Below are 22,215 nucleotides of genomic sequence, written 5' to 3'. Positions count from 1 at the left end.
GGGAAGAGATCATGCGTCTGCCTCAACGCCGCTGTCCTCAACGCCGCTGTCCTCGACGCCGAGGTACACCTCAATCACGCGGGGATCGCTCTGCACTGCATCCATCGGGCCCTCACACAGCACGTGGCCCTCGTGCAGCACGGTGACCGGGCAATCGAGCTCGCGGATGAAGTCCATGTCGTGCTCAATCACCAGCACGGTGTGGTCACCGGCCAGGCTGCGCAGCAGAGCCCCGGTGCGCTCGGTTTCCTCCTCGGACAGGCCGGCGACGGGCTCATCCACCAGCAGCACGTAGGGATCCTGGGCCAGCAACATGGCGATCTCAAGCCACTGCTTCTGGCCGTGGGACAAGCTGCCAGCCCGCTGGGAGGCATGGGCCTCCAGACCAACCACCGCCAGCAACTGCTGCACCCGATCGCGCTGGCGGCTGTCCAGACCGCCGAACAACAGGCTGAAGGGGGCGTGGCTGCCCTTCACGGCCAGCTCGAGATTGCGCCGAGGGGTGAGGTTTTGATATACCCGTGGCGTTTGAAACTTGCGGCCGATGCCGAGCCGGGCGATGCGGTGCTCGGCAATCCCCAGCAGCGAGCGCCCTCGAAACACAACATCCCCTTTGGTGGGGCGCACCTTGCCGGTGATCACATCGAGGAAGGTGGTTTTGCCAGCACCATTGGGACCGATTACGGCCCGCAACTCACCGGGAGCCAACGACAGATTGAGGTCGTTGAGCGCCAAGAAGCCATCGAAGCTGACGCTCACCTGGCGCAGTTCAAGCACTGGAGTGGAAGCGGACACCGTCATGGGGCACCTCCGGGGATAGAGCCAAGGGCCTCGCGTTCGGCCTGCACGGCGGGGTCGAGATCCAGGCCGGGATAGGTGGGTGCCAGTGGCGGCCAGCCCACCATCGCCTGGATCTGACGGGGGCCGCCCTGGCGGCACCAGCCGACCAGACCATCGGGCAGGGCCGTGACCACCAACAGGAACAGACCACCCTGGATGAACAACCAGGTTTCCGGCAGCTGCTCACTCACCAGGCTCTTGGCGTAGTTGATCAGCACGGCGCCGAGCACCGCACCGATCAGGGTGCCGCGGCCGCCCACCGCAACCCAGATCACCATCTCGATCGAGAAGGGCACCGCCATGTATTGGGGCGAGACGATGCCCGACTGCACGGTGTAGAGCGCACCGCTGACACCAGCCATGGCACCCGCGATGGCGAACACCAGGGTCTTGTAGGCGGTGGGGTTGTAGCCGGTGAAACGCAGCCGCGGCTCGTCGTCGCGGATGGCGATCAGGGCATCGCCAAAGCGGCCGCGGGTGATCCAGCGGCACAGCGCCCAGGCTGCCACCACCAGCACCAAGGTGAGCCAGAAGAGGTTGCGCTGCATGGCGTCGCTGCCCACCAGCTCCCCGAAAATCCGAGCCGTATCAGTTTTGAGACCGTTGGTGCCGTTGATCAACTTCTGCTGGCCATTGAAGAAGTTGAAAAACACCAGCAAGGCCGCCTGGGTGAGGATCGAGAAATAGACCCCCTTGATGCGGTTACGAAAGACCAGATAGCCGAGCACTCCGGCCACCAGGGCCGGCAGCACCCAGATGCATAAACCGGTAAACAGCGGTGAATGGAAGGGTTGCCAGAAAGCCGGCAGGGCCTTCACGCCATACAGGCCAAAGAACTCCGGCAATTCACCGGGTGGCAAGGCAAGCAGCTGCAGGTGCATGCCAACGGCATACCCACCGAGGGCAAAGAAAATGCCTTGCCCCAGGCTCAGCATCCCGGTGAAGCCCCAGATCAAATCGATCCCCAGGGCCACAATCCCCAAGGAAAGAAAACGGCCCAGCAGATTGAGCCGGAACGGCGGCAGGATCGCCGGAAGAATCAGGCCGGCTGCCACAAGCAACAGCCAGGGCAGCCAGGTGCGCCATTTCGCCATGGCTCAGGCCTCCACCATGCGGCCCTTCTGCGGAAACAGACCAGCCGGCCTGAACTGCAGAAACACCACAACCAAAGCAAACACGAGCACCTTGGCCATCGAGGTGGTGGCGAAGAAGGTGATCAGCTCATTGAGGCCAGCGGGCATGGCGGGCCACACCAACAACAGCGAACCCGAACCGATCACGTAGCTGAGCACGCCGATGCCCAGGGCCGCCACCACGGTGCCGAGGAGTTTGCCAACCCCGCCGAGCACCACCACCATGAAACAGTCGACGATGTAATTGCCGCCCAGGTTGGGGCCTACCGAACCCAGCAGGGTTACCGCCACACCGGCCACACCGGCCAAACCGGATCCCACCAAAAAGGTGAGCGCGTCGACGGTTTCGGTGGGAATCCCCAGGCAGTCACTCATCGAGCGGTTTTGGGTGACGGCGCGAATGCGGATCCCCCAGACACTCTTCTGCAGAAACCAATGCACGGCCACCAGGGCCAGGGCCGTGAGGGCAATGATGAATAGACGGGCCGTGGGCATGTTGACGGCACCGAGATCGACCGAGCCCCGCAACCAAACCGGTGCGGTGACATCAATGTTGCGGGCACTGAACCAGGGCTGATCCAGCACCCGCACGCCACCCAAACCAGAAGCCAGGGCGATGCCAACCAGGCCGGCGATCACCCAGGTGGCCACTCCAAGCACAGGCGCCCAGCGGCGCTGCCCCCAGGGCCTGGGCAACAGCCGCGGCGCCACCAGGCCCAGGGCGACGGCCACCAGCAGGCCAATCACAAAAGCACTGCTCACCGATCGCACGAACTGCTGCAGGATCAGGCTTACGCCCCAGGTGGCCAGCAACGTTTCCAGGGGCCGGCCATAGAGACGACGAATCACCGTTTTCTCCAGCAGCAAACCAGCCAGGCCACTCACCAGAAAGGCCAGCGGAATCGCCACCAGGATGTAGAGCGGGAAGATCCCCTGTAGCGGTCCATTTTTGAAGAGGTTTTGCACCACAAACGTGGTGTACGCGCCCAGCATCATCAACTCGCCGTGGGCCATGTTGATGACACCCATCAAGCCGAAGACCACGGCCAATCCCAGGGCCGCCAGCACCAGCACCGAGCCGATGGCCAGGCCGTTGAAGAGTGTGTCGTAAAGAAGATCCATGGCGCCCAGTAGGGCTCAGCAAAGGGAAATCACAGGAAATAAAAGAGGGGGAGACAATGCTCCCCCCGGTCATGACGCAATTGGCGAGCCCAGGGCTCACATCTTGAACTTGCCAGCGTCGGGGCGGTTCTGGGTCCAGTCGCAGGTGAAGCCCTTGGTTTCGGGCACGTACTGATTCCAGGCCACGGGCTTCACGAAGCCTTTGTTCTCGAGGATCTTGAACATGCCATCCTTCTGCACCTCACCGATCAGCACGAGCTTCTCGACGTGGTGGTTGGGCTGCACGGTCACCTTGCCCTCGGGAGCATCGAAGCTCACCCCAATCAGGGCCTCGCGCACCTTGTTGTCATCAACGCTATTGGCCTTCTCGGCAGCAGCAGCCCAGAGGTACACCATCATGTAGGCGGCTTCAGCGGGATCACTGGTGACCCGGCTGTCGCCGTACTTGGCCTTGAAGTTTTTGGTGAACTCCTTGGAGGCCGGGGTGTCGAGGCTCTGGAAGTAGTTCCAGGCCGCATAGGTGCCTTCGAGATATTCAGGCCCAATCGCGGCGATCTCCTCTTCGGCGATCGAGAAGCTCATGATCGAGTAGCCATTGGCCGGGGTGATCCCAGCGGCCTTCATCTGTTTGAAGAAGGCCACGTTGCTGTCGCCGTTGAGGGTGTTGACGATCACACCGCCCTTGGGCAAGGCCTGCTTGATCTTGGCAATGATCGGAGCCACTTCCGTGTTGCCGAGGGGCAGGTAGTCCTCGCCCACCACCTTGCCGCCGTTGGCCTTGAGCTGCTCCTTCATGATCGTGTTGGCGGTACGTGGATACACGTAGTCCGAGCCCACCAGGAAGAAATCTTTGCCCTTGTTCTGCAGCAGCCAGTCCACGGCAGGCTCGGCCTGCTGGTTGGGTGCTGCACCGCTGTAGAAGATGTTCTTGGAACACTCCTGACCTTCGTACTGAATCGGGTAGAAGAGGAAGTGGTCCTTGGCCTCAAACACCGGCAGCATCGCCTTGCGGCTGGCGGAGGTCCAGCCACCGAAGACGACGGCCACCTGGTCCTGATCGATCAGCTTCTTGGCCTTCTCAGCAAAGGTGGGCCAATCGGAAGCACCGTCTTCCTCAACAGGGACGATCTTGAGCTTCTTGCCATCGACCAACACGCCACCCTTGGCGTTGATCTCATCGATGGCCATCAACTCGGCTTCGGCCACCGTGTTTTCGGAGATGGCCATGGTGCCGGAGCGGGAGTGAAGGATGCCCACCTTCACTTCGCCGTCAAAGTCCCCGGAGGCCTGCTCACCGCCACCACAGGCCACCAGCGACAGGCTGGCCGCCACCGCCGTGGCACCGGCGACATAACGGAAGGCCGCCTTGCGCATGAGGGAAGGATGCATAAAAACTCCTACGAAAAAACCGCTGAATGTGCCGCTGCTGTTCAGCGGTGCTGTGGAACGTATCCAGCCGAACGGGTTGCGCTGTGTAGCGGTTGCAACGATTCCTTCAACCGCTGCAACGAAGGCATCAACACAACTGAATCCATCACAACAAAGCAACATTCAGCGGCAGCGCTGTCTGTGGCGATGGCTACCAAATCAGGGCAACTGGGCCCACAGAAACTGCTCCACAGCATCCAGCCCCTCACCAGTGCGGATGTTGGTGAAGCACCAGGGGCGCCCGCCACGCATGCGCTCGGTGTCGGCCTCCATCACCGCAAGGCTGGCGCCCACCATCGGCGCCAGGTCGATCTTGTTGATCACGAGCAGGTCGGAGCGGGTGATGCCCGGCCCGCCCTTGCGCGGGATCTTGTCGCCGGCGGCCACATCAATCACGTAAATGCAGAGGTCCACGAGCTCGGGGCTGAAGCTGGCGGCCAGGTTGTCGCCGCCGCTCTCCACCAGCACCAGATCCAGATCGGGAAACGCCGCCTCCAGCTCCGCCACCGCCGCCCGGTTGATCGAGCAGTCTTCGCGGATGGCGGTATGGGGGCAGCCGCCCGTTTCCACACCGCGGATGCGCTCGGGCTCCAGGGCTCCTGCGCGGGTGAGGAACTGGGCGTCCTCCTGGGTGTAGATGTCGTTGGTGACCACCGCCAGCTGCAGCCGATCGCGCAGCCGCCGGCAGAGGGCCTCCACCAGGGCGGTTTTGCCCGAGCCCACCGGCCCGGCCACGCCCACCCGCAGCTTGCTCATCCGAGGCCCTCAGCTGCGAAACAGCCTGGAATAGAGCTCGGCATGGCGCAACTGGGCCAGGCCCGATCCCACGCCTCCGCTCCAGAGCGCATCAGGATCAGCGACCGCCAGCTCAGCGGCGCGGGCGGCAATCAACGGCGCCAGCCCGAGCTGCAACCGCTGGCCCTCGGTGGCCCCCAGGGGTACAAGGCGCACGGCGGCGCTGATCTGGTTGGCCGTCCAGCCGTAGAGATAAGCCTCCTCCAGCGCAGGGGAGCCGATCTCCAGGCACAGCCCCGCCCAAGCGAAGGCCGCCGGCCAGGCCAGGGATGGCGGCGCTGCCCCAGGCTCCAGCTCTGGCAGGGGCCAGCCCAGATCAGCCAGCAGCTGCAGCAGCGACGCCCCCATCTGGCGCTGCTGAGCCCGCAGCTCCGGTGCTTCCCGCAGGGCCAGCAGCCACCCATCAAGATCGCGCATGGCTGTGGCCCCGCCGGCATCGCCCTGACGCCAGCGCTCCAACCCCTCAGCCAGCGCAGCGAGGGCGGCAGCTTCCAGCGCCAGGGTGCCCCGCTCCAGTTCGGCCCGCAGCCAGGGCAACAGGGCCGCTGCATCGCTCAGGCGACCCTGCTGAACCAGCACCTCCAGGCCCTCGGAATAGCTGAAGGCGCCCACCGGCAGGGCCGGGCTCACCAGCTGCAACAGCCGCAACCGGGCCGCCGCCGGCCCGCCGGCCCCCTCAGTGGTCATGGTCACTGGCATGGGAATGAGCGTGCCCCGCATAGGCCCCCGCTTCCGGGCAGAACGGTGCCCGCAGCCGCCGCAACTCAAGCCCGCGATGCTCCAGCAGATCGGCCAGCACGCTGTCGTGGAGCAGCAGCAACCGATCGGCGTGGATCTCCATCGCCACGTGGCGATTGCCCAGGTGATAGGCCGCCTGCAGCAGGGCCAAGCTGTCGTGCGAGCCAATCTCCAGCACATCCTCCTCAGCTGCCACCACCTCCACTGCCACCCCCGGCGAAGACACCCCCAGCGAGGCGTCAGAAGCCTGCGCCGGCAACAACCACTCACCCGGCCGCAGGGGTTCCTGGCGGGGGAGCTGCAACAGCACCTCCTGGCCTTCCTGGCACACCCGCCGTCCTCGCAACTGGCTGCGCTCGTGGGCTCGCAGCGGCAGGCGCCAGTGCTGGGCCAGCTGGCCCGGCCTGGAGGCCTCGCGGGCAATCAGCTGAAGTGGCCCCGGGAGCTGGTCAGCCATGGCAGCCAATGGGTGTGCAGTGGTCCTTCCAAGCGTGATCCATCCTGGAGCGATCCAATTAAGGCGTGAGGCGGGGATCCTGCACCACCTCAAGCAGCTTCTGGCGGCTCAACTGGGAACGCACCACCAAGGGCAGGGGATCGGCGCCCATCGTCACGCCGCCCTCTTTCTGCGCTGACGGCACCAGAGCCGGGGCCGGGCCGTCCGTGCGCAGATGACGATCAAAAAAGGCCAGGCTCAAACCCCTCAGCTCTGTTCGGGCCAAGGCCCTGTCCGGCCCCAGCAGAATCGCGGGCAAGCTGGCAGGGCCATCCAGGAACGAGAGATGGGTGCCGTGCTGCTGCATCACCAGCAGGGAATCCGGCTGCCTGATTGCCGAATAAGGCACAAGCTGCTGGGACGCAGCCGGAGCAAAAACATCCTGGCTGCCGGCGATCACCAGCAGGGGTACCGCCACGTCTGCCATCGACGCCGCACTGAAGATCGGATTGGTGACCGGGTTCACGGCCACGGCCACCCGCACCCTGGGATCGCAGAAGTCGCGCCGCTCCACCACCTCGCCAGGGGCCTGGCACTGCCAGATCACCGCTGGATTCAGCACTAGCCGGGCGGGATCCGCCAGGGCCCTGCAGCCCTGCTTGAGGTGGTCCCAATCGAGGCTGGCGCCAGCCAGGACCACCGCGGTGTAGCCACCGAGCGACTGGCCCAGCACCCCCACAGCATCGGTGCGCACCCGTTCACCCCAACGGCTCTGCACCTGATCGATCAGGTCGCTCACGGTGTGGGGTTGGCCGTACCAGGCGTTGGGCTGGGGAATCGTGCCGGTGCCCCGAATCGCCGCCTGTATCGCCTGGCCACTGGTGAAGGGGAAGTTGAGCGCAGCCACCGCATAGCCGTGGGACGCCAGGTGCTGGCCCAGGTAGAGCAGGGCGTTCATCTCTGTGTTCAAGCCGGGGGCCAGCACCACAAGGGGGGCTGGGGCCGGAGCCTGCGGCAGGTAGGCCAGGGCCTCGACCTGGCTGCCATCACGACCAACGAACCCAAAGGATTCGGTGCTGAAGTGGCGTTGCCCTGAACCTGCCCAGGCCTCCAAACTGAAACCATCCGGCGGCGATCCAGCGCCCAGCGCCAGCATGCGGGGATACAGCTGACTGAGCAGATTCTGTTCGTGGCTGATCTGCTCAGCCAACGACTGCACCGCCGCGAGATTCACCCCCAGGCTCGGCAGCGGATAGGCCTCCAACACATCAATCAGCCGCAGCTGTCCATCGCCCGCCTCAGCCGCCGCCTGGATCAAGGCGGACGACACAGCGGCCTGGGCAACAGCCGGGGGCCGATCCAGCACCTTCACCAACTGCTGAAGAATGCGCTCCCCCAGCGGCCTGGAGAGAAAGTTGGCCACCATCACCGTCGTGACGGGGAGCGGCTGGCTCAGGGCGGTGCGCAGGTCCTCACGCTGGGCTGGCTTGAGGCGATCGAGAAAGAAGCGCAGGTCGGGGTTGATCGCACCAGTCCGGGCGAAATCCGCCAGGGCCGGCACCGCAACCGAGCGTTCCAGCTCCCCCAGTCGGGCCGTGACCCGCTGGGCTGCCGATGCCGGCGCGCCTGCCAGGCTGCAGCCAGCCAGCAGGAACGCCAGCCGCCATGACCAGCTCCATCGCCAGCGTTCTCTCGATCGCCAGCGTTCCATGGTGATGGCCTTACACAAAATCACCCTAGGAAAGAGGCTCGAACGCGCCAATGGTGGCTTTGCAAGCAGCAGAAGCAACAGCCGAATCCTCCTGGCAGGCCAAGGCCTGGCTGGAACTGGATCGGCCCGGCTCCGGCGGCGCTGGCGAGCGGGTGCAGCACCAGGCCGGAGCGCGCGCCCCACTGAAGTGGCTGCGGGCCACCCACCACAGCGATGGCTCGCTGGAATTGCCCCTGCTGCACACCGCCGGCGGCCTGGTGGGGGGCGACCGGCTGGAGCTGCGGGTGCACAGCCACAACCAGGCCCGGGCCCTGCTTACCAGCGTGGCGGCCCAGAAGGTGTATGGATCGGTCGGGCGCTTCCGCAGCCAGCCCCAGGGCCGCTGGGCTCACCAACAGCTCAGTTTTGAGCTGGACGGCCACAGCTGGCTCGACTGGATGCCGCAGGAACTGGTGATGTACAGCGGCGCCCTGCTGGAGCAGCGGATCGCCGTGCGCCTGGCCGAGGGCGCCAGTTTCCTGGCCAGCGACGTGGTGCGACTGGGCCGCAGCTCCGCCGGAGAAGACCTGGGGGAGGGCTGCTGGCGCTCGCGACTGGAGATCAGCCGCCGGAGCGGCAATAGCAATCGTTGGGAACTGGTCGATGCGGTCAGCCTGGAAAGGACCAGCCTGGACGGGGAGCACGGCATGGCCGGCCAGCCGGTGTTCGGCACGCTGGTGTGGATCGCACCGAGCACCCTCGACCCGGCGAGCCGCGCCGCCGTGCTGGCCCAGGCGCGCAACAGCAGGGCAGGCCTGAGCGGCACCATGGCCTGCGGCCTGCTGGAGTCGGGGCTGATAGCCCGCTACCGGGGAGACTCAAGCCAGGCGGCCCGGTTCTGGTTCACCCGCATCTGGTCGGGCGTCCATCGGGTGTGTGGCCATCCCGCCCCGCCGATCCCGCGGGTGTGGCCGTTTCAGGAACAGCCCCTGGCAGCACCCCCAGGAGGTTCAAGCTGAACGGGACGCCAGAGCCCGTCCCTGCCAGAGTTGGGCCATGCGAATTGGGCGATGCACCTCACCCCCCAGGAAAAGGACAAGCTGCTGATCGTCACCGCCGCCCTGCTGGCGGAGCGGCGGCTGAACCGCGGCCTGAAGCTCAACCACCCCGAGGCCGTGGCCTGGCTCAGCTTCCAGGTGCTGGAAGGCGCCCGCGATGGCAAAAGCGTGGCTGCCCTGATGGCCGAGGGCAGCACCTGGCTCAGCCGCGACCAGGTGATGGAAGGCATTCCAGAGCTGGTGAGCGAGGTGCAAATCGAAGCGATGTTTCCCGACGGCACCAAGCTCGTGACCCTGCACGACCCCATCCGCTGATCCCCCCACACCCTGATGGCCCCCCTAATCCCCGGCGAACTGCTCCCCGAACCCGGCGACCTCGAGCTCAACGCCGGCCGGCCCGTCACCACCGTGCTGGTGGCCAACAGCGGCGATCGGCCGGTGCAGGTGGGATCCCACTTCCACTTTCATGAGGCCAATAGCGCCCTCAGATTCGACCGTGACGCCACCCGCGGCCTGCGGCTCGACATCCCCGCCGGCACGGCGATCCGCTTCGAGCCCGGCGACAGCCGCGAGGTGCAGCTGGTGCCGTTTGCCGGCGAGCGCCGCGTGTTCGGCTTCAACGGCCTGGTGAACGGCCCCCTCGACTGACGCGCGACCCCCGCATCCCCAACCCATGGCCTACCGCATCTCCCGCCGCGCCTACGCCGAGACCTACGGCCCCACCACCGGCGATCGGCTGCGGCTGGCCGACACCGAGCTGATCCTGGAGGTGGAGCAGGACTTCACCGTTTACGGCGATGAGGTGAAATTCGGCGGCGGCAAGGTGATCCGCGACGGCATGGGCCAGGCCCAAACCACCCGAGCCGAAGGTGCCGTGGACACGGTGATCACCAACGCCCTGATCCTGGATTGGTGGGGGATCGTGAAGGCCGACATCGGCATCCGCGACGGCCGCATCTGCGCCATCGGCAAGGCCGGCAACCCCGACACCCAGGCCGGCGTGACCATCGTGGTGGGCCCCGGCACCGAGGCGATCGCCGGCGAGGGCCACATCCTCACCGCCGGCTCGATCGACAGCCACATCCACTTCATCTGCCCCCAGCAGATCGAAACGGCCCTGGCCAGTGGCGTCACCACCCTGCTGGGCGGCGGCACGGGCCCGGCCACCGGCACCAACGCCACCACCTGCACCCCCGGCGCCTTCCACCTGGCCCGCATGCTGCAGGCCGCCGAGGGGCTGCCGGTGAACCTGGGCTTCTACGGCAAGGGCAACGCCTCCACCCCCGAGGCGCTCGAGGAGCAGGTGCGGGCTGGCGCCTGCGGCCTCAAGCTGCATGAAGACTGGGGCACCACCCCGGCGGCGATCGACTGCTGCCTCACGGTGGCCGACCAGCTCGACGTGCAGGTGTGCATCCACTCCGACACCCTCAACGAGGCGGGTTTCGTGGAGGACACCATCCGGGCCATCGGCGGCCGCACGATCCACACCTTCCACACCGAAGGAGCCGGCGGCGGCCACGCCCCCGACATCATCAAGATCTGCGGCGAGGCCAACGTGTTGCCCAGCAGCACCAACCCCACCCGGCCCTACACGGTGAACACCCTCGAGGAGCACCTCGACATGCTGATGGTGTGCCACCACCTGGATCCCAAGATCCCGGAGGATGTGGCCTTCGCCGAGTCGCGCATCCGCCGCGAAACGATCGCCGCCGAAGACATCCTCCACGACCTGGGCGCCTTCTCGATCATCGCCAGCGACTCCCAGGCCATGGGCCGGGTGGGCGAGGTGATCACCCGCACCTTCCAGACCGCCCACAAGATGAAGGTGCAGCGGGGGCCGCTGCCGGAAGACAGCTCACGCAACGACAACACCCGGCTCAAGCGCTACATCGCCAAAACCACGATCAATCCGGCGATCGCCCACGGGCTCGACTCCCAGATCGGCTCGGTGGAGGTGGGCAAGCTGGCCGATCTGGTGCTGTGGAAGCCGGGCTTCTTCGGGGTAAAACCGGAGCTGGTGATCAAGGGCGGCTCAATCGTGTGGGCCCAGATGGGTGATGCCAACGCCTCGATTCCCACCCCCGGACCGGTGCACGGCCGGCCGATGTTCGCCGCCTTTGGCGCGGCCCTAGCCCCCAGCTGCCTCACCTTCTTGAGCCAGGCGGCCCTCGATGCCGATGTGCCCCGCCAGCTGGGCCTGAAGCGGCCCTGCGTGCCGGTGGTGAACACCCGGAGCGGCATCGGCAAGGCCGCGATGAGGAACAACACTGCCCTGCCCAAAGTGGAGGTGGACCCCCAGACCTACGAGGTATTCGCCGACGGCCAACTGCTCACCTGCGAGCCCGCCGAGGTGCTGCCGATGGCCCAGCGCTACTTTCTTTTGTAGCGAGATCTGCTGTTGCTGATCTTTCGTAGCAACCCACACCGGCACTGACCCCCACGGCTGGACATGATCCCGCCACGCCCAGTGGTCCGGCATGTTTACCGAATACAAACCCAGTGGGGGCTACGACGAATACTTCAGCGCCGTCGATGTGCCGCGCAGCGCCCTGAGCCCCCTGCTGTCCTCCCTGGGCCAACTGGGCCTCGATGAACTCAACCGCAACCACGCCGCGGCCGGCGTGCTGCTGCGGCGCCTGGGGGCCACCTTTCGCCTCAACGGCTCCGGCAGCCATGTTGGTGAGCGCATCCTTCCCTTCGACCCCCTGCCCCGCCTGATCAGCAGCGGCGACTGGCGGACCCTGGAGCGAGGCCTGTTTCAGCGCCTCGAGGCCATTGACCTCTTCTTGGCCGACGTCTACGGGCCCCAGCGGATCCTGGGCGACGGCGTGATTCCCCGCGAAGACGTCGAAAGCTCCCAGGGCTGGCGCCCCCAGCTGCAGGGATTCGAGCCGCCCCTGGGCCGCTGGTGCCACATCTCCGGCCTGGATCTGGTGCGCGACGGCCAGGGCACCTGGCGCGTGCTGGAAGACAACCTGCGCTGTCCCTCAGGCGTGGCCTACTTCCTGGAAAACCGGCGGGTGATGAAGCGGATGTTCCCGAGCCTGTTCTCAGGGCGCACGGTGCAACCGATCGACGACTACCCCTCCCACCTGCTGCAGACCCTGCGGGAGCTCGCCCCCTGGACCGACACCCCCAAGGTGGTGCTGCTCACCCCCGGGGTGTTCAACAGCGCCTATTTCGAGCACAGCTACCTGGCCCAACAGATGGGCATCCAGCTGGTGGAAGGGCGCGATCTGGTGTGCCAAGACGACCGGGTGTGGATGCGCAGCACTGCCGGCCTCGAACCGGTGGATGTGATCTACCGGCGCATCGACGACGACTTCCTCGATCCAGCGGTGTTCCGCAGCGATTCGATGCTGGGAGTGCGCGGCCTGATGTCGGCCTACCGGGCCGGCCGGGTGGCGATCGCCAATGCGCCCGGTACCGGCGTCGCCGACGACAAGCTGATCTACGCCTACGTGCCGGAGATGATCCGCTACTACCTGGGCGAAGAACCGATCATCGAAAACGTGCCCACCTATCTCTGCTCCCGGGAGGACGACCGCACCTATGTGCTGGCCCACCTGGGTGAGCTGGTGGTGAAGGCGGTGGCCGAGGCCGGCGGCTACGGCATGTTGATTGGCCCCCATGCCAGTGGCGAGGAGATCGCTGAATTCGCCGCCAAGATCCAGGCCGATCCCCGCAATTACATCGCCCAGCCCACCCTGGAGCTCTCCACCGTTCCGTCGTTGAGCGAGGGCGAACTGTTCCCCTGCCACGTCGATCTGCGGCCCTACGTGCTGCGCGGCAAGGGGGCCTGGGTCAGCCCCGGCGGCCTCACCCGCGTGGCCCTGCGCCGGGGTTCGCTGGTGGTGAACTCCTCCCAGGGGGGCGGTTGCAAGGACACCTGGATCGTCAGCGAGAACGAGGAGGCCTTGCCATGCTGAGCCGCGTTGCCGATTCGCTCTACTGGATCAACCGCTACGTGGAGCGAGCCGAAAACATCTCGCGCTTTGTGGAGGTGAGCGAAGCCATGGCACTCGACTGCCCGCCCGGCAGTGCCGAGCCCTGGTTGCCCTTGGTGGATGCCAGTGGCGAACGGGAGCTGTTTGATCGCCTCTATCCAACCGGTGGAGCCGACCAGGTGGTGGAGTTTCTGGTGCGGGCCGAGGACAACCCCAACAGCGTGGTGAACTGCATCGCCATCGCCCGGGAAAACGCCCGTCAGATCCGCGAGGTGATCACCACCGAAATGTGGGAGCAACTCAACGACATCTATTGGACCCTGCTCGACAACGAGGGCTTCTGGAAGCAGCCGCCCCAGGAGCAGCTGCGCGACATCCGCCGCGCTTGCCAACTCTTCTATGGCATCACCGATGCCACCCTCAGCCGCGACCTCTCCTGGCAGTTCAGCCGGCTGGGACGGGTGCTGGAGCGGGCTGAAAAAACGACCCGCATCCTCGATGTGAAGTACTTCCTGCTGCTGCCCTCCCCCGATGAGGTGGGTGGCGTGCTGGATGAACTGCAGTGGATCTCCCTGCTGCGCAGCGCCGGGGCTTATCAGATGTTCCGCCAGTCGCGCCAGCAGGCGATCGAACCCAAAGCGGTGGCGTCCTTTCTGCTGCTCGACCCGATCTTCCCGCGGTCGGTGCGCTACTGCCTCGAGCGCATCAACGAAGCCCTCAAGATCGTGCGCGGCCAAGCAGTGCCTGGGGCTCCGGATGATCTGGAATGCCTCAGTGGGCTGACCCTGGCCCGCTGGAGCTACACCTCCATCGACGAGCTGATCGCCGGAGGACTGCATGAATCGATTGACGCCCTGCAGAGCGACCTCAACCGACTCCATGATCTGATCGAGCAGCGCTACTTCATCGCCGAGCCCGCATGCGTGCCCGCGTAATCCACACCTTCACCTACCGGTACAGCGCACCCGTGCTGCTGGGACCACACCGCTTCTGCCTGAAGCCCAGGGGCCATGGATTCCAGCGACTGTTGGATTTCCAGCTGGCCATCAGCCCGGAGCCGGGGCGGCTCTATCCCCTAGTGGCGGCCAGTGGTGATGAGATTTTGCGGGCCCGCTTCAGTGGTGCCGCAGACGCCTTCACCGTGCGGGCCAGCAGCCTGGTGGACACCGAAACAGCGCCGCTGCTGCAGGCCTGCCTGGAAGACAACGAGCCGCTGCTGCCCTATCCGGTGGGCCATCTGAACGGCGACCTGGCCGGCAGCCTCGAGGGCTGGCTACCCAATGGCCAGCACGATCCCGCGGCGGTGGACGTGGCCCAGGAAGCCCTGATGGGGAGCGATCAGCGGGCCTTGATGTTTCTGCAGCAGCTGGTGGAAATGATCCAAGACCGGGTCAAATACACCCAGCGCCACGTGGGCCCCGCCTGGCCTGCCGGGCGCACCCTCAAGGAGCGGGTGGGCTCCTGCCGCGACCTGGCCATGCTGATGGTGGAATCCTGCCGCTGCGTCGGGCTGCCGGCCCGCTTCGTGAGCGGCTACCACCTGGTGGAGCCGAAACCCGAGCGCTACGACCTACACGCCTGGGCGGAGGTGTACCTGCCCGGCGCCGGCTGGCGGGGCTTCGACCCCAGCGGCATAGGTGTGATCGACGATCGCTACATCACCCTGGCCACCTCCTCCAAGCCCGAACTCACGGCCGCCATCACGGGCAGCTTCTCCGGCCCCGCCGGCGTTGAAAGCGCCCTGGAGTGGAGCATTGAAGCGGAGATTGAGGAGCCGGCGCTTACCAGCTCACTCCATGCAACTTCGGCAGGGGTGCCGTCTTGAAGGTGGTGGCAAACAGCCGGGGAATGCGACGGCTGTTGTAAACGCGGAATTCGCGCAGCACCGATGCACCCTCCTCGCGCACGGCCTGGTTGAGCACCACCGAGCCATCGTGATCGGACACCGAGCGATGGAAGGTGCCGGGGGGAATGCGCAGGATGTCGCCACCGGTCTCGAGGCGCACGATGTGGAAGGGATAGTTCCAGCCGAAATTCACCAGATAAAAGGTGCGCCCGCCATGCAGGGCCAGCAGGTTGTCCTCCTGGTGGGGATGCAGATAGAACTGCCAGGCACCGGTCTTCTCCTCATCGGGGGGGCTAACCGCCGGACCGGAGTGGATCACCAGATCGCGGGCATTCGAGCTGGCGACGGTGATGTCGAAAAAGCGAACTGCCGGGGTATCGCGAAACTTCTCATAGGGGACCAGCTCAAACATCGGCGCCGTCTTGGGGGTGGCGGACATGGGAAGAGGTGCCGACCAACCGGCACCAAAGCAATGGCTTAATGAACCGTACGACCCCTGATCCCGGCCGTTGCATCGACTACCCAATCCCCGTTCCCACAGGCCAGTTCCCTGGCTGGTTGCGCGTGGCTGGCTCAGAAGGGGATCGGCATCTCCACCGCCGCCGGCTCGGGAGCACAGGACGCCACCCGTTGATTCACCACTTCCCCGATCACCACGATCGAGGGGGAGGCCAACTCCGCGCGGCACACCTCAACCGCCAGCTGGGCCAACTCGGCAATCACCCAGCGCTGGCCGCGCACCGTGCCCTGTTGCACCGCAGCAGCGGGCGTCGACGGATCGAGGCCACCGGCGATCAACTCTTCGCAGATGTGGGGCAGGTTGTGCAGCCCCATATAAATCACCAGGCCGTCGCTGCTGCGGGCCAGGCCGCGCCAGTCGACGCTGGGCCGGGCCTTGTCGATCTCCTCATGGCCGGTCACAAACGTGACGGAGCTGCCGGCCCGCCGGTGGGTCACGGGAATGCCCACGTAGGCCGGAGCAGCGATGCCCGCGGTCACCCCCGGCACCACCTCCACGGGCACCCCCTGGCGCTCCAGGTGGGCGGCTTCCTCACCGCCGCGGCCAAACAAAAACGGATCGCCGCCCTTGAGGCGCACCACGCAGCGGCACCGGCCCGCCAGCTCCACCAGCACCGCATTGGTGGAGGGCTGGGGCACCGAGTGGTGGCCGCGGCGCTTGCCCACGAAATGCTTCTCGGCGCTGTCCGGCACCAGGGCCAGCACCTCGCGCGGCACGAGCGAGTCGTACACCAGCGCGTCGCACTGCTGCAGCAGGCGCTGGGCCTTCACCGTGAGCAGATCGGGATCCCCCGGGCCCGCCCCCACCAGATACACCGTGCCCGGCGGGTTGGCGCCGCTCATGGCAGGGCCTCCAGCTCGGCCAGCAGCAGCTGACGAAAGCGAGCGCGCTGCAACAACGGCGGACCCACCAGGGAGGCGAGGCTGTCGGTGAGCCGGTTGGCGGCCAGGGCCAGGGGCAGCAGAGGCGGCGGTGCTGGAGCGCCGGAGAGCGGGGCTGGGATCAGGCTGCTCAGGAGACCCTCGCCACTGGGGTCACTGTATGAAGCGGGCACGCAGCGGGCGCCGGTGCACGCCTCCAGATGGGCGAGGAAACGCCGGGCCAGAGGGCCCTCCAGGGGATGGTGCAGCAGCAGGGGCTGGGGGGGCGGCTGAGCGGGTGGCTGGGCCGCTCGCTCGCACAGCTCCGCCATCTCGGCGGCCAGGGCGCGTTGCCAGGCGGGCCAGGCGCCTAAGAAAGGCAGCCGCCGCACGGGGCCCTGAAGCCGCCAATGGGCGGCAATGGCGGGAATGTCGTGGCGCACATGGCCGCCTGGCAGGAGCATCAGGGGCACCAGGGTGAGCGGCAACGCGCTGGCCTCGCCCACAGCAGCAGGTCGCCCGGGGGGCTCGCCGGTGAGGGCCTGTAGCAACACCGGCGCTCGCCGACGCCGCTCCAGCTCAGCCGCCAGCTCCAGCAGCTCCGGAGGCACCACCCCGCCGGCGCGGCCGTGCACCACCAGCAGCAGGGAGCTGGCCAGGGCCTGGGGGAGGGACAGAGCCGCCAGCCGCCGCTGACGCCGCTGCTCCACCGCAGCATCCAGGGGCACACCTGCCAGGGCGACCAACTGGGCACGGGCCGCGGGCAAACGGGCCAGCAAATCGACGGCTGCAGCGGCGAGCGACGAATCGTGGTCGGTGGCGAGGCGGCGCAGCCAGTTGGCCAGGGCGGCCTGCGGCCAGGCACTGAGGCCAACGGCCAACCCCTCCAGGGCCGCGCGCCGCACCGCACCGGGCTGCGGAGCCAAGGCCCAACGGGCCAAGAGCGCCCCGTCCTGGGGCTGGCGCTGGAAGCCCAGCAACGGCAACAGGCAAGCGCTCATCTCAGGGGCTCCAGACTGGTCTGGACTGGCCAGGCGATCCCGCAGCCAGGCCGCCAGCAAAGGATCGCGAACCCCGCCGATCAATGCCGGCCAGCGGGGATCAGGGCTGGGTAGCTGCCACCACCAACGCAGCAGGCGCAGGGCCGATGGCCCATCTAGGCGTTCTGCCAGCACCGTGAGGACGTCAACATCGACGGCAACGGAGCCAGCCTCAATCGCGGCCACCCAGCCAGCGGCTTGCCACCCGGACGTCCGGCGCCAGCGCTGCAGCTCCGGCAAGCGATCCGGATGGCCGCAAGGTGGCAACCGCAACGGCGCATCGGCGTGGTTCAAACGATGCATACCGCCGGGTCGGGAAAGCTTGGCAAAATGGCGAGGCTGCGGTGCTGGATCTGGCCCCGGAGAGGTTGGATCAACAATTCACGCTGGCATTGGCCGGCGGCGGGCGCCGAAGCGCTCCACCAGCAACTGCTCCAGCACATCCGGCAGGTCGCTGAGCGGCACGCCCTTGTCGTGCAGCTCGGCCAGCTTCGGCTCGGCATCCATCGAGCCGCCCAGAAAAATCTTGGCGGCCTCCACCATCTCGCCGTCCTTGCGGGCCTTGGCGCCCATCAGGCCGATCTGGCCCATGTAGGGCTGGCCGCAGGCGTTGGGGCAGCCGGTCCAGTGCATCCGCACCGCATGGGGCAGCTCGACGCGCTGCTCCAGCTCCTCCAGCACCGCCTGGGCGGCTCCCTTGGTGGGGATCAGGGCGAAGCTGCAGTAGGCGTTGCCGGTGCAGCTCACCGCCTCGGCCTGCAGGGGCGAGGGATCGGGGCGGAAGCGCTGCAGCAGCGGTTCGGCCAGCAGGGCCTCGAGACGCTCGGCCGGCACATTCACAATCAGGGCGTTCTGGGCCTCGGTGAGCCGCAGCTCGCCGCTGCCATAGATGCGGGCCAGCCGGGCCAGCTCCACCATCCCCTCGGCATCCAGGCGCCCCATCGGCACATGCAGCCCCGCCCAGTGCAGGCCCTGCTGCTTTTGAGATTGCACACCCAGGCCATCGCGGGGCGCCCGGGTCACCAGATGGCTGCCGTCGTGGGCGGCAGCGGTGGCGGGATCGCCGCCTAACTCCGCCCAGGTGCTGAGCACCGCCTGGCGATAGCTCTCCACACCCAGCTGGTCGATCAGATACATCAACCGGCTCTTGTTGCGCTGCTGGCGATTGCCGGAGCGCTCGTAGTGGCGCAGCACCGCCAGGGTGAAGCCGGGTAGCTGCTCGGCCGGCAGCCACAGCCCCAGCGGGATCGCCAGTTCGTTGCGCTGGGCCGAGAAGAAACCGCCCACCATCACCGTGAAGCCCAGCGCGCCGTTGTGGTGGGCCGGCAGGAAGGCCAGGTCGTTGTGGAGGAGAAAGCTGTCGGGGGCGCCGCCGACGGCCACGTTGAACTTGCGGGGCAGGTTGCGCGGGCCGGCCGGACCCAGCAGCGCCGCCTGGATGGCGTCCACCAGGGGCCGGGTGTCGACGATTTCCTCAGGATCGATGCCGGCCAGGGGATTGCCGGTGACGTTGCGCGGGTTGTCGTGGCCCGACTGGCGGCTGGTCAGTCCCACCCCCTCCAGCGCCGCCATCAAGGGCGCCATGTCTTCGAGCAGCAAGCCCCGCAGCTGGATGTTCTGGCGGGTGGTGAGGTCGGCACTGCCGTGCTCGCCGCAGCGGTCGATCACATCGGCCAGCACCGCCAGCTGCTCGGCGCTGATCACGCCATTGGGCAGGCGCAGCCGCACCATAAAGCGCCCAGGGGTCACCGGCCGGAAGAAGATGCCCAGCCACTTCAGCCGGATCGTGAGGGTGGCCTCGTCCAGGGCTTCCCAGCCCTGGCGGCCCAGCTCCTCCAATCGGGGCGCCAACTCGAGGCCGCAGAGATCGGCTTTGGCCTGCTCCACCTTGCTGAGCACAGGCGGGGAAGAAACAGAAACGCTGGTCATTGGCGGCAGCGGGGGCGCAAAGGAACGTCGGACGTCCCAGGCAGGCCGGGAAGGGCCTGTGGGACCCGAGCAAGCGCCGATGAGAGCTACGCCGTCGGGAACAAAAACAGGGAAGTGGCACCCATGGCGGCGGCGCAGACTTCCGTGCTGGATGATTTCCTTGCTGAAAATCAACGAGATTGTGCGCTGAGGCGCCCGCTGTCCGTGTCGCAACCGCTACCGAACATCAGCAGCCGCCGAGACCAACAGCTGCAGGCCCTCGGAGGGGCTCGGGCCCAGTTCCGCGAGCTGATCGGCAAGGTGGGCAGTGGCGAACACACCAGCACCGGACTCAGCCGGGACGAGGCCCGCATCGCCACAGACCTGATGCTCCAAGGCAAGGTGAGCGAAGCCCAGCTGGGTGCCTTTCTGATCGCCCACCGCATCCGCAGGCCGCTGCCCATTGAGCTGGCGGGCATGCTCGATAGCTACAGACAGAACGGCCCGGTGCTGGAAACCCCAGGCAAGCGGGCGCTCAGTTTCGGGGTGCCCTACGACGGCCGCAGCCGCACCGCACCGCTGCTGCCGCTGCTGGCGCTGCTGCTGGCCAGCAGCGGGCTGCCGGTGGTGCTGCATGGCGGTGATCCGATGCCGGTGAAATACGGCGTCACCCTGGCGGAACTGTTTGCAGCGCTCGGCATCACCTGGCGCGGGCTCACACTCACTGCTGTGCAGGAGAGGTTGGATCTGCACAACCTGGCACTCACCCACCAGCCCGACCACTTCCCGGCGGCCGAGCGCCTGGTGCCGGCCCGCGATGAAATCGGCAAGCGTCCGCCGGTGGCCAGCCTGGAACTGCTGTGGACACCCCACCGGGACCAGCATCTGTTGATCAGCGGCTTCGTGCATCCCCCCACGGAGAAGCGGGCCTGGGAAGCGCTGGAGCTGGCCGGCGAGGCCGACGTGCTCACCGTGAAGGGACTGGAGGGGTCCACCGACCTCCCCTCCAGCCGCGCCGGCATCACCGCCCGGCTGCGCCAGGGAAGCGTGGAGAGGCTGTTGCTGCACCCGCGCGACCACGGCCTCCATGGCGATGACGTGGCCTGGGAAAGCCTGGCAACCTGGCAAGCGCAGGCGCTGGCTGCGCTGACAAGCGAAGGCCCCCTGGCCGGGCCACTGCTCTGGAATCTGGGCGCTTACCTCTGGCTCAGCGATCAGATCGACAGCCTGCCCGCAGCCCTCGAACAGGCCCGCGCCCTGCTGGCAGCCCGCAGTGGCGAGCGCCTCCGGCAGACATTGGCCAATCGGTAGCAACCGCCACTCTCCCCTGGCGGGCCAGCGTGGTGTCTTAGTTGGGTCGGTCAGCTCATGCGCCGACCTGATCTTTTGGCCGGTTCGGTGCGCTTTGTTGTGGAGCCCGACCGGAGTGCAGTTCGCCATCACTCCGGCAGCATCCACGCCGCTCCGCAACACATGTCCAATTTTTCGCGCCGCAAGTTTCTGCTCACTGCCGCTGGCTCGGCGGCCGGTGCCCTCTGGCTCGCCGCCTGTGGCGGCCCTGGCAAGAAACCTGAAATTCAAGCCACCAGCTCGGCCAGCGGCGTTGACGCTCCCGAAGTCCCAGGCGCCACCCTGGGCTTCATCGCCCTCACCGATGCCTCCCCGCTGATCATTGCCTCCGAGAAGGGTTTCTTTGCCAAACACGGCATGCCCGAAGTGAAGGTGGTGAAGCAAACCTCCTGGGCTGGCACCCGCGACAACCTGGAACTTGGCAGTGAACGGGGCGGCATTGACGGCGCTCACATCCTCACACCGATGCCCTACCTGCTCACCACAGGTTCCATCACCAAGAGCCAGAAGCCGTTGCCGATGTATATCTTGGCTCGGCTCAATGTGAATGGCCAAGGCCTCTCACTCTCCAATGAATTCCTGGCCGAGAAGGTCACCATCAAAGACCCGAAGATCAAACAAATTGCCGAGAGGAAAAAAGCCAGCGGCAAACTGCTGAAAGCCGCCATGACTTTCCCAGGTGGAACGCATGATCTATGGATGCGTTACTGGCTGGCAGCCAATGGCGTGAATCCGGCCACCGAAGCCGACCTGGTGGTGGTCCCACCAGCCCAGATGGTGGCCAACATGCAAACCGGCACCATGGACACGTTCTGCGTGGGCGAGCCCTGGAACCAGCGCACCGTAAATCAGAAGCTTGGCTATACAGGAGCCATCACCGGCGAACTGTGGAAAGACCATCCTGAAAAGGCCTTCTCGATGCGCTCCGATTGGGTGGACAAAAACCCCAAGGCGGCAAAGGCCTTGCTGATGGCCGTCCAGGAGGCCCAGATCTGGTGCGAGGACCCTGCCAATCTCGATGAACTCTGCGAGATCACCTCGAGAGACCGCTACTTCAGGTGCAGCGTGGAAGACATCAAGCCCCGACTGGCCGGCAGCTTCGACTACGGAGACGGGCGCAAGGTGGCGAACACTCCGCTGAAAATGCACTTCTGGAGTGACCAAAACTCTCACTCCTTCCCCTACAAGAGCCACGATCTTTGGTTCCTCACCGAGGACATCCGCTGGGGCTATCTGCCCGCAAACACCGACACCAAGGCCTTGATCGACCGTGTGAACCGCTCCGATCTGTGGCGTGAGGCCGCCACCGCCATCGGTCAGGCGCAGGCCATTCCCGCCAGCGATTCCCGCGGCAAGGAAACGTTCTTCGACGGCGTGGTGTTCGATCCGGCAGACCCCAAGGGCTATCTGGCCAGCCTCACCTTCAAAACCTTGAAGTAGATCGCCGGCGCCCATCGCCGGCCCACCCCATCACCCCTTCCAGCTCACGCGTTCCCCTTCCCAT

At 66.4% G+C, this 22,215-nt stretch carries 21 protein-coding genes; 9 read left to right on the top strand and 12 right to left on the bottom strand.

Annotated features, from left to right (window positions below; translation table 11 throughout):
• Positions 1-9: 9 nt before the first annotated feature.
• The 8 genes from urtD to KBY70_RS09545 form a co-directional block, all read right to left on the bottom strand.
• Positions 10-801 (bottom strand): urea ABC transporter ATP-binding protein UrtD, encoded by a 792-nt coding sequence (urtD, locus tag KBY70_RS09580; protein WP_094558895.1) that lies wholly within the window; start codon positions 799-801, stop codon positions 10-12.
• Positions 798-1,934, bottom strand: a complete 1,137-nt coding sequence (gene urtC, locus KBY70_RS09575; RefSeq protein WP_254988319.1) for an urea ABC transporter permease subunit UrtC — start codon at positions 1,932-1,934, stop codon at positions 798-800. Before urtC ends, urtD begins: the two co-directional genes overlap by 4 nt.
• 3 nt (positions 1,935-1,937) lie before the next feature.
• Positions 1,938-3,095, bottom strand: a complete 1,158-nt coding sequence (locus tag KBY70_RS09570) for an ABC transporter permease subunit (protein ID WP_094558897.1) — start codon at positions 3,093-3,095, stop codon at positions 1,938-1,940.
• Positions 3,096-3,191: 96 nt separating this feature from the next.
• Complete coding sequence (gene urtA, locus KBY70_RS09565) at positions 3,192-4,484, bottom strand: urea ABC transporter substrate-binding protein (protein ID WP_369801999.1); 1,293 nt, start codon at positions 4,482-4,484, stop codon at positions 3,192-3,194.
• A gap of 198 nt (positions 4,485-4,682) precedes the next feature.
• Entirely contained in the window at positions 4,683-5,279 is a 597-nt protein-coding gene (gene ureG / locus KBY70_RS09560) for an urease accessory protein UreG (RefSeq protein WP_094558899.1), read from the bottom strand.
• A 9-nt stretch (positions 5,280-5,288) separates the two neighbouring features.
• Positions 5,289-6,005 carry an urease accessory protein UreF gene (locus KBY70_RS09555; RefSeq protein ID WP_094558900.1) on the bottom strand — a complete coding sequence of 239 codons (717 nt, stop codon included), beginning with the start codon at positions 6,003-6,005 and terminating at the stop codon, positions 5,289-5,291.
• Entirely contained in the window at positions 5,995-6,513 is a 519-nt protein-coding gene (ureE, locus tag KBY70_RS09550; protein WP_254988317.1) for an urease accessory protein UreE, read from the bottom strand. The genes KBY70_RS09555 and ureE overlap by 11 nt, the downstream gene beginning before the upstream one ends.
• A 58-nt stretch (positions 6,514-6,571) precedes the next feature.
• Positions 6,572-8,203 carry an alpha/beta hydrolase gene (locus tag KBY70_RS09545; protein WP_254988316.1) on the bottom strand — a complete coding sequence of 544 codons (1,632 nt, stop codon included), beginning with the start codon at positions 8,201-8,203 and terminating at the stop codon, positions 6,572-6,574.
• A gap of 53 nt (positions 8,204-8,256) precedes the next feature.
• Here KBY70_RS09545 and KBY70_RS09540 point away from each other — a divergent pair, with 53 nt between their 5' ends.
• The 7 genes from KBY70_RS09540 (at position 8,257) to KBY70_RS09510 (ending at position 15,012) form a co-directional block, all read left to right on the top strand.
• Positions 8,257-9,201 carry an urease accessory protein UreD gene (locus KBY70_RS09540; RefSeq protein WP_254988315.1) on the top strand — a complete coding sequence of 315 codons (945 nt, stop codon included), beginning with the start codon at positions 8,257-8,259 and terminating at the stop codon, positions 9,199-9,201.
• A 51-nt stretch (positions 9,202-9,252) separates the two neighbouring features.
• Positions 9,253-9,555 (top strand): urease subunit gamma, encoded by a 303-nt coding sequence (locus tag KBY70_RS09535; protein WP_094558904.1) that lies wholly within the window; start codon positions 9,253-9,255, stop codon positions 9,553-9,555.
• A 15-nt stretch (positions 9,556-9,570) separates the two neighbouring features.
• The gene (locus KBY70_RS09530) at positions 9,571-9,888 is read left to right on the top strand and encodes an urease subunit beta (RefSeq protein ID WP_094558905.1); all 318 of its coding nucleotides are present in this window, start codon (positions 9,571-9,573) and stop codon (positions 9,886-9,888) included.
• A 25-nt stretch (positions 9,889-9,913) separates the two neighbouring features.
• Positions 9,914-11,626 carry an urease subunit alpha gene (gene ureC, locus KBY70_RS09525; protein WP_094558906.1) on the top strand — a complete coding sequence of 571 codons (1,713 nt, stop codon included), beginning with the start codon at positions 9,914-9,916 and terminating at the stop codon, positions 11,624-11,626.
• 91 nt (positions 11,627-11,717) lie between these two features.
• Positions 11,718-13,169 (top strand): circularly permuted type 2 ATP-grasp protein, encoded by a 1,452-nt coding sequence (locus KBY70_RS09520; protein WP_094558907.1) that lies wholly within the window; start codon positions 11,718-11,720, stop codon positions 13,167-13,169.
• Positions 13,163-14,122, top strand: coding sequence for an alpha-E domain-containing protein (locus tag KBY70_RS09515; protein WP_094558908.1), 960 nt, complete (start codon positions 13,163-13,165; stop codon positions 14,120-14,122). The genes KBY70_RS09520 and KBY70_RS09515 overlap by 7 nt, the downstream gene beginning before the upstream one ends.
• Complete coding sequence (locus KBY70_RS09510; protein WP_254988312.1) at positions 14,107-15,012, top strand: transglutaminase family protein; 906 nt, start codon at positions 14,107-14,109, stop codon at positions 15,010-15,012. Before KBY70_RS09515 ends, KBY70_RS09510 begins: the two co-directional genes overlap by 16 nt.
• Here the strand turns inward: KBY70_RS09510 and KBY70_RS09505 are convergent.
• The 4 genes from KBY70_RS09505 to KBY70_RS09485 all read right to left on the bottom strand — a co-directional run bounded on the left by KBY70_RS09505 (position 14,969) and on the right by KBY70_RS09485 (position 19,382).
• Entirely contained in the window at positions 14,969-15,445 is a 477-nt protein-coding gene (locus KBY70_RS09505; RefSeq protein WP_094559194.1) for a redox protein, read from the bottom strand. The genes KBY70_RS09510 and KBY70_RS09505 overlap by 44 nt on opposite strands.
• 161 nt (positions 15,446-15,606) lie before the next feature.
• On the bottom strand, positions 15,607-16,395 hold the full coding sequence (cobA, locus tag KBY70_RS09500) for a uroporphyrinogen-III C-methyltransferase (RefSeq protein ID WP_254988311.1): 789 nt from the start codon (positions 16,393-16,395) through the stop codon (positions 15,607-15,609).
• Positions 16,392-17,756, bottom strand: a complete 1,365-nt coding sequence (locus KBY70_RS14405) for a CbiX/SirB N-terminal domain-containing protein (protein WP_261356059.1) — start codon at positions 17,754-17,756, stop codon at positions 16,392-16,394. The genes cobA and KBY70_RS14405 overlap by 4 nt, the downstream gene beginning before the upstream one ends.
• Positions 17,757-17,834: 78 nt before the next feature.
• On the bottom strand, positions 17,835-19,382 hold the full coding sequence (locus KBY70_RS09485; protein WP_094558912.1) for a ferredoxin--nitrite reductase: 1,548 nt from the start codon (positions 19,380-19,382) through the stop codon (positions 17,835-17,837).
• A gap of 249 nt (positions 19,383-19,631) precedes the next feature.
• On the opposite strand from KBY70_RS09485, the gene KBY70_RS09480 reads away from it, so the two are divergent.
• Entirely contained in the window at positions 19,632-20,672 is a 1,041-nt protein-coding gene (locus tag KBY70_RS09480) for an anthranilate phosphoribosyltransferase (protein WP_254988353.1), read from the top strand.
• Positions 20,673-20,834: 162 nt separating this feature from the next.
• Entirely contained in the window at positions 20,835-22,151 is a 1,317-nt protein-coding gene (locus KBY70_RS09475) for a CmpA/NrtA family ABC transporter substrate-binding protein (protein ID WP_094558914.1), read from the top strand.
• Positions 22,152-22,215: the final 64 nt, after the last annotated feature.

It is taken from the genome of Cyanobium sp. ATX 6E8 (assembly GCF_024346335.1).
Lineage (GTDB): Bacteria > Cyanobacteriota > Cyanobacteriia > PCC-6307 > Cyanobiaceae > Cyanobium_A.
Note: the sequence above shows the minus strand (reverse complement) of the source record. Positions and strands in the feature narration are given on the sequence as shown.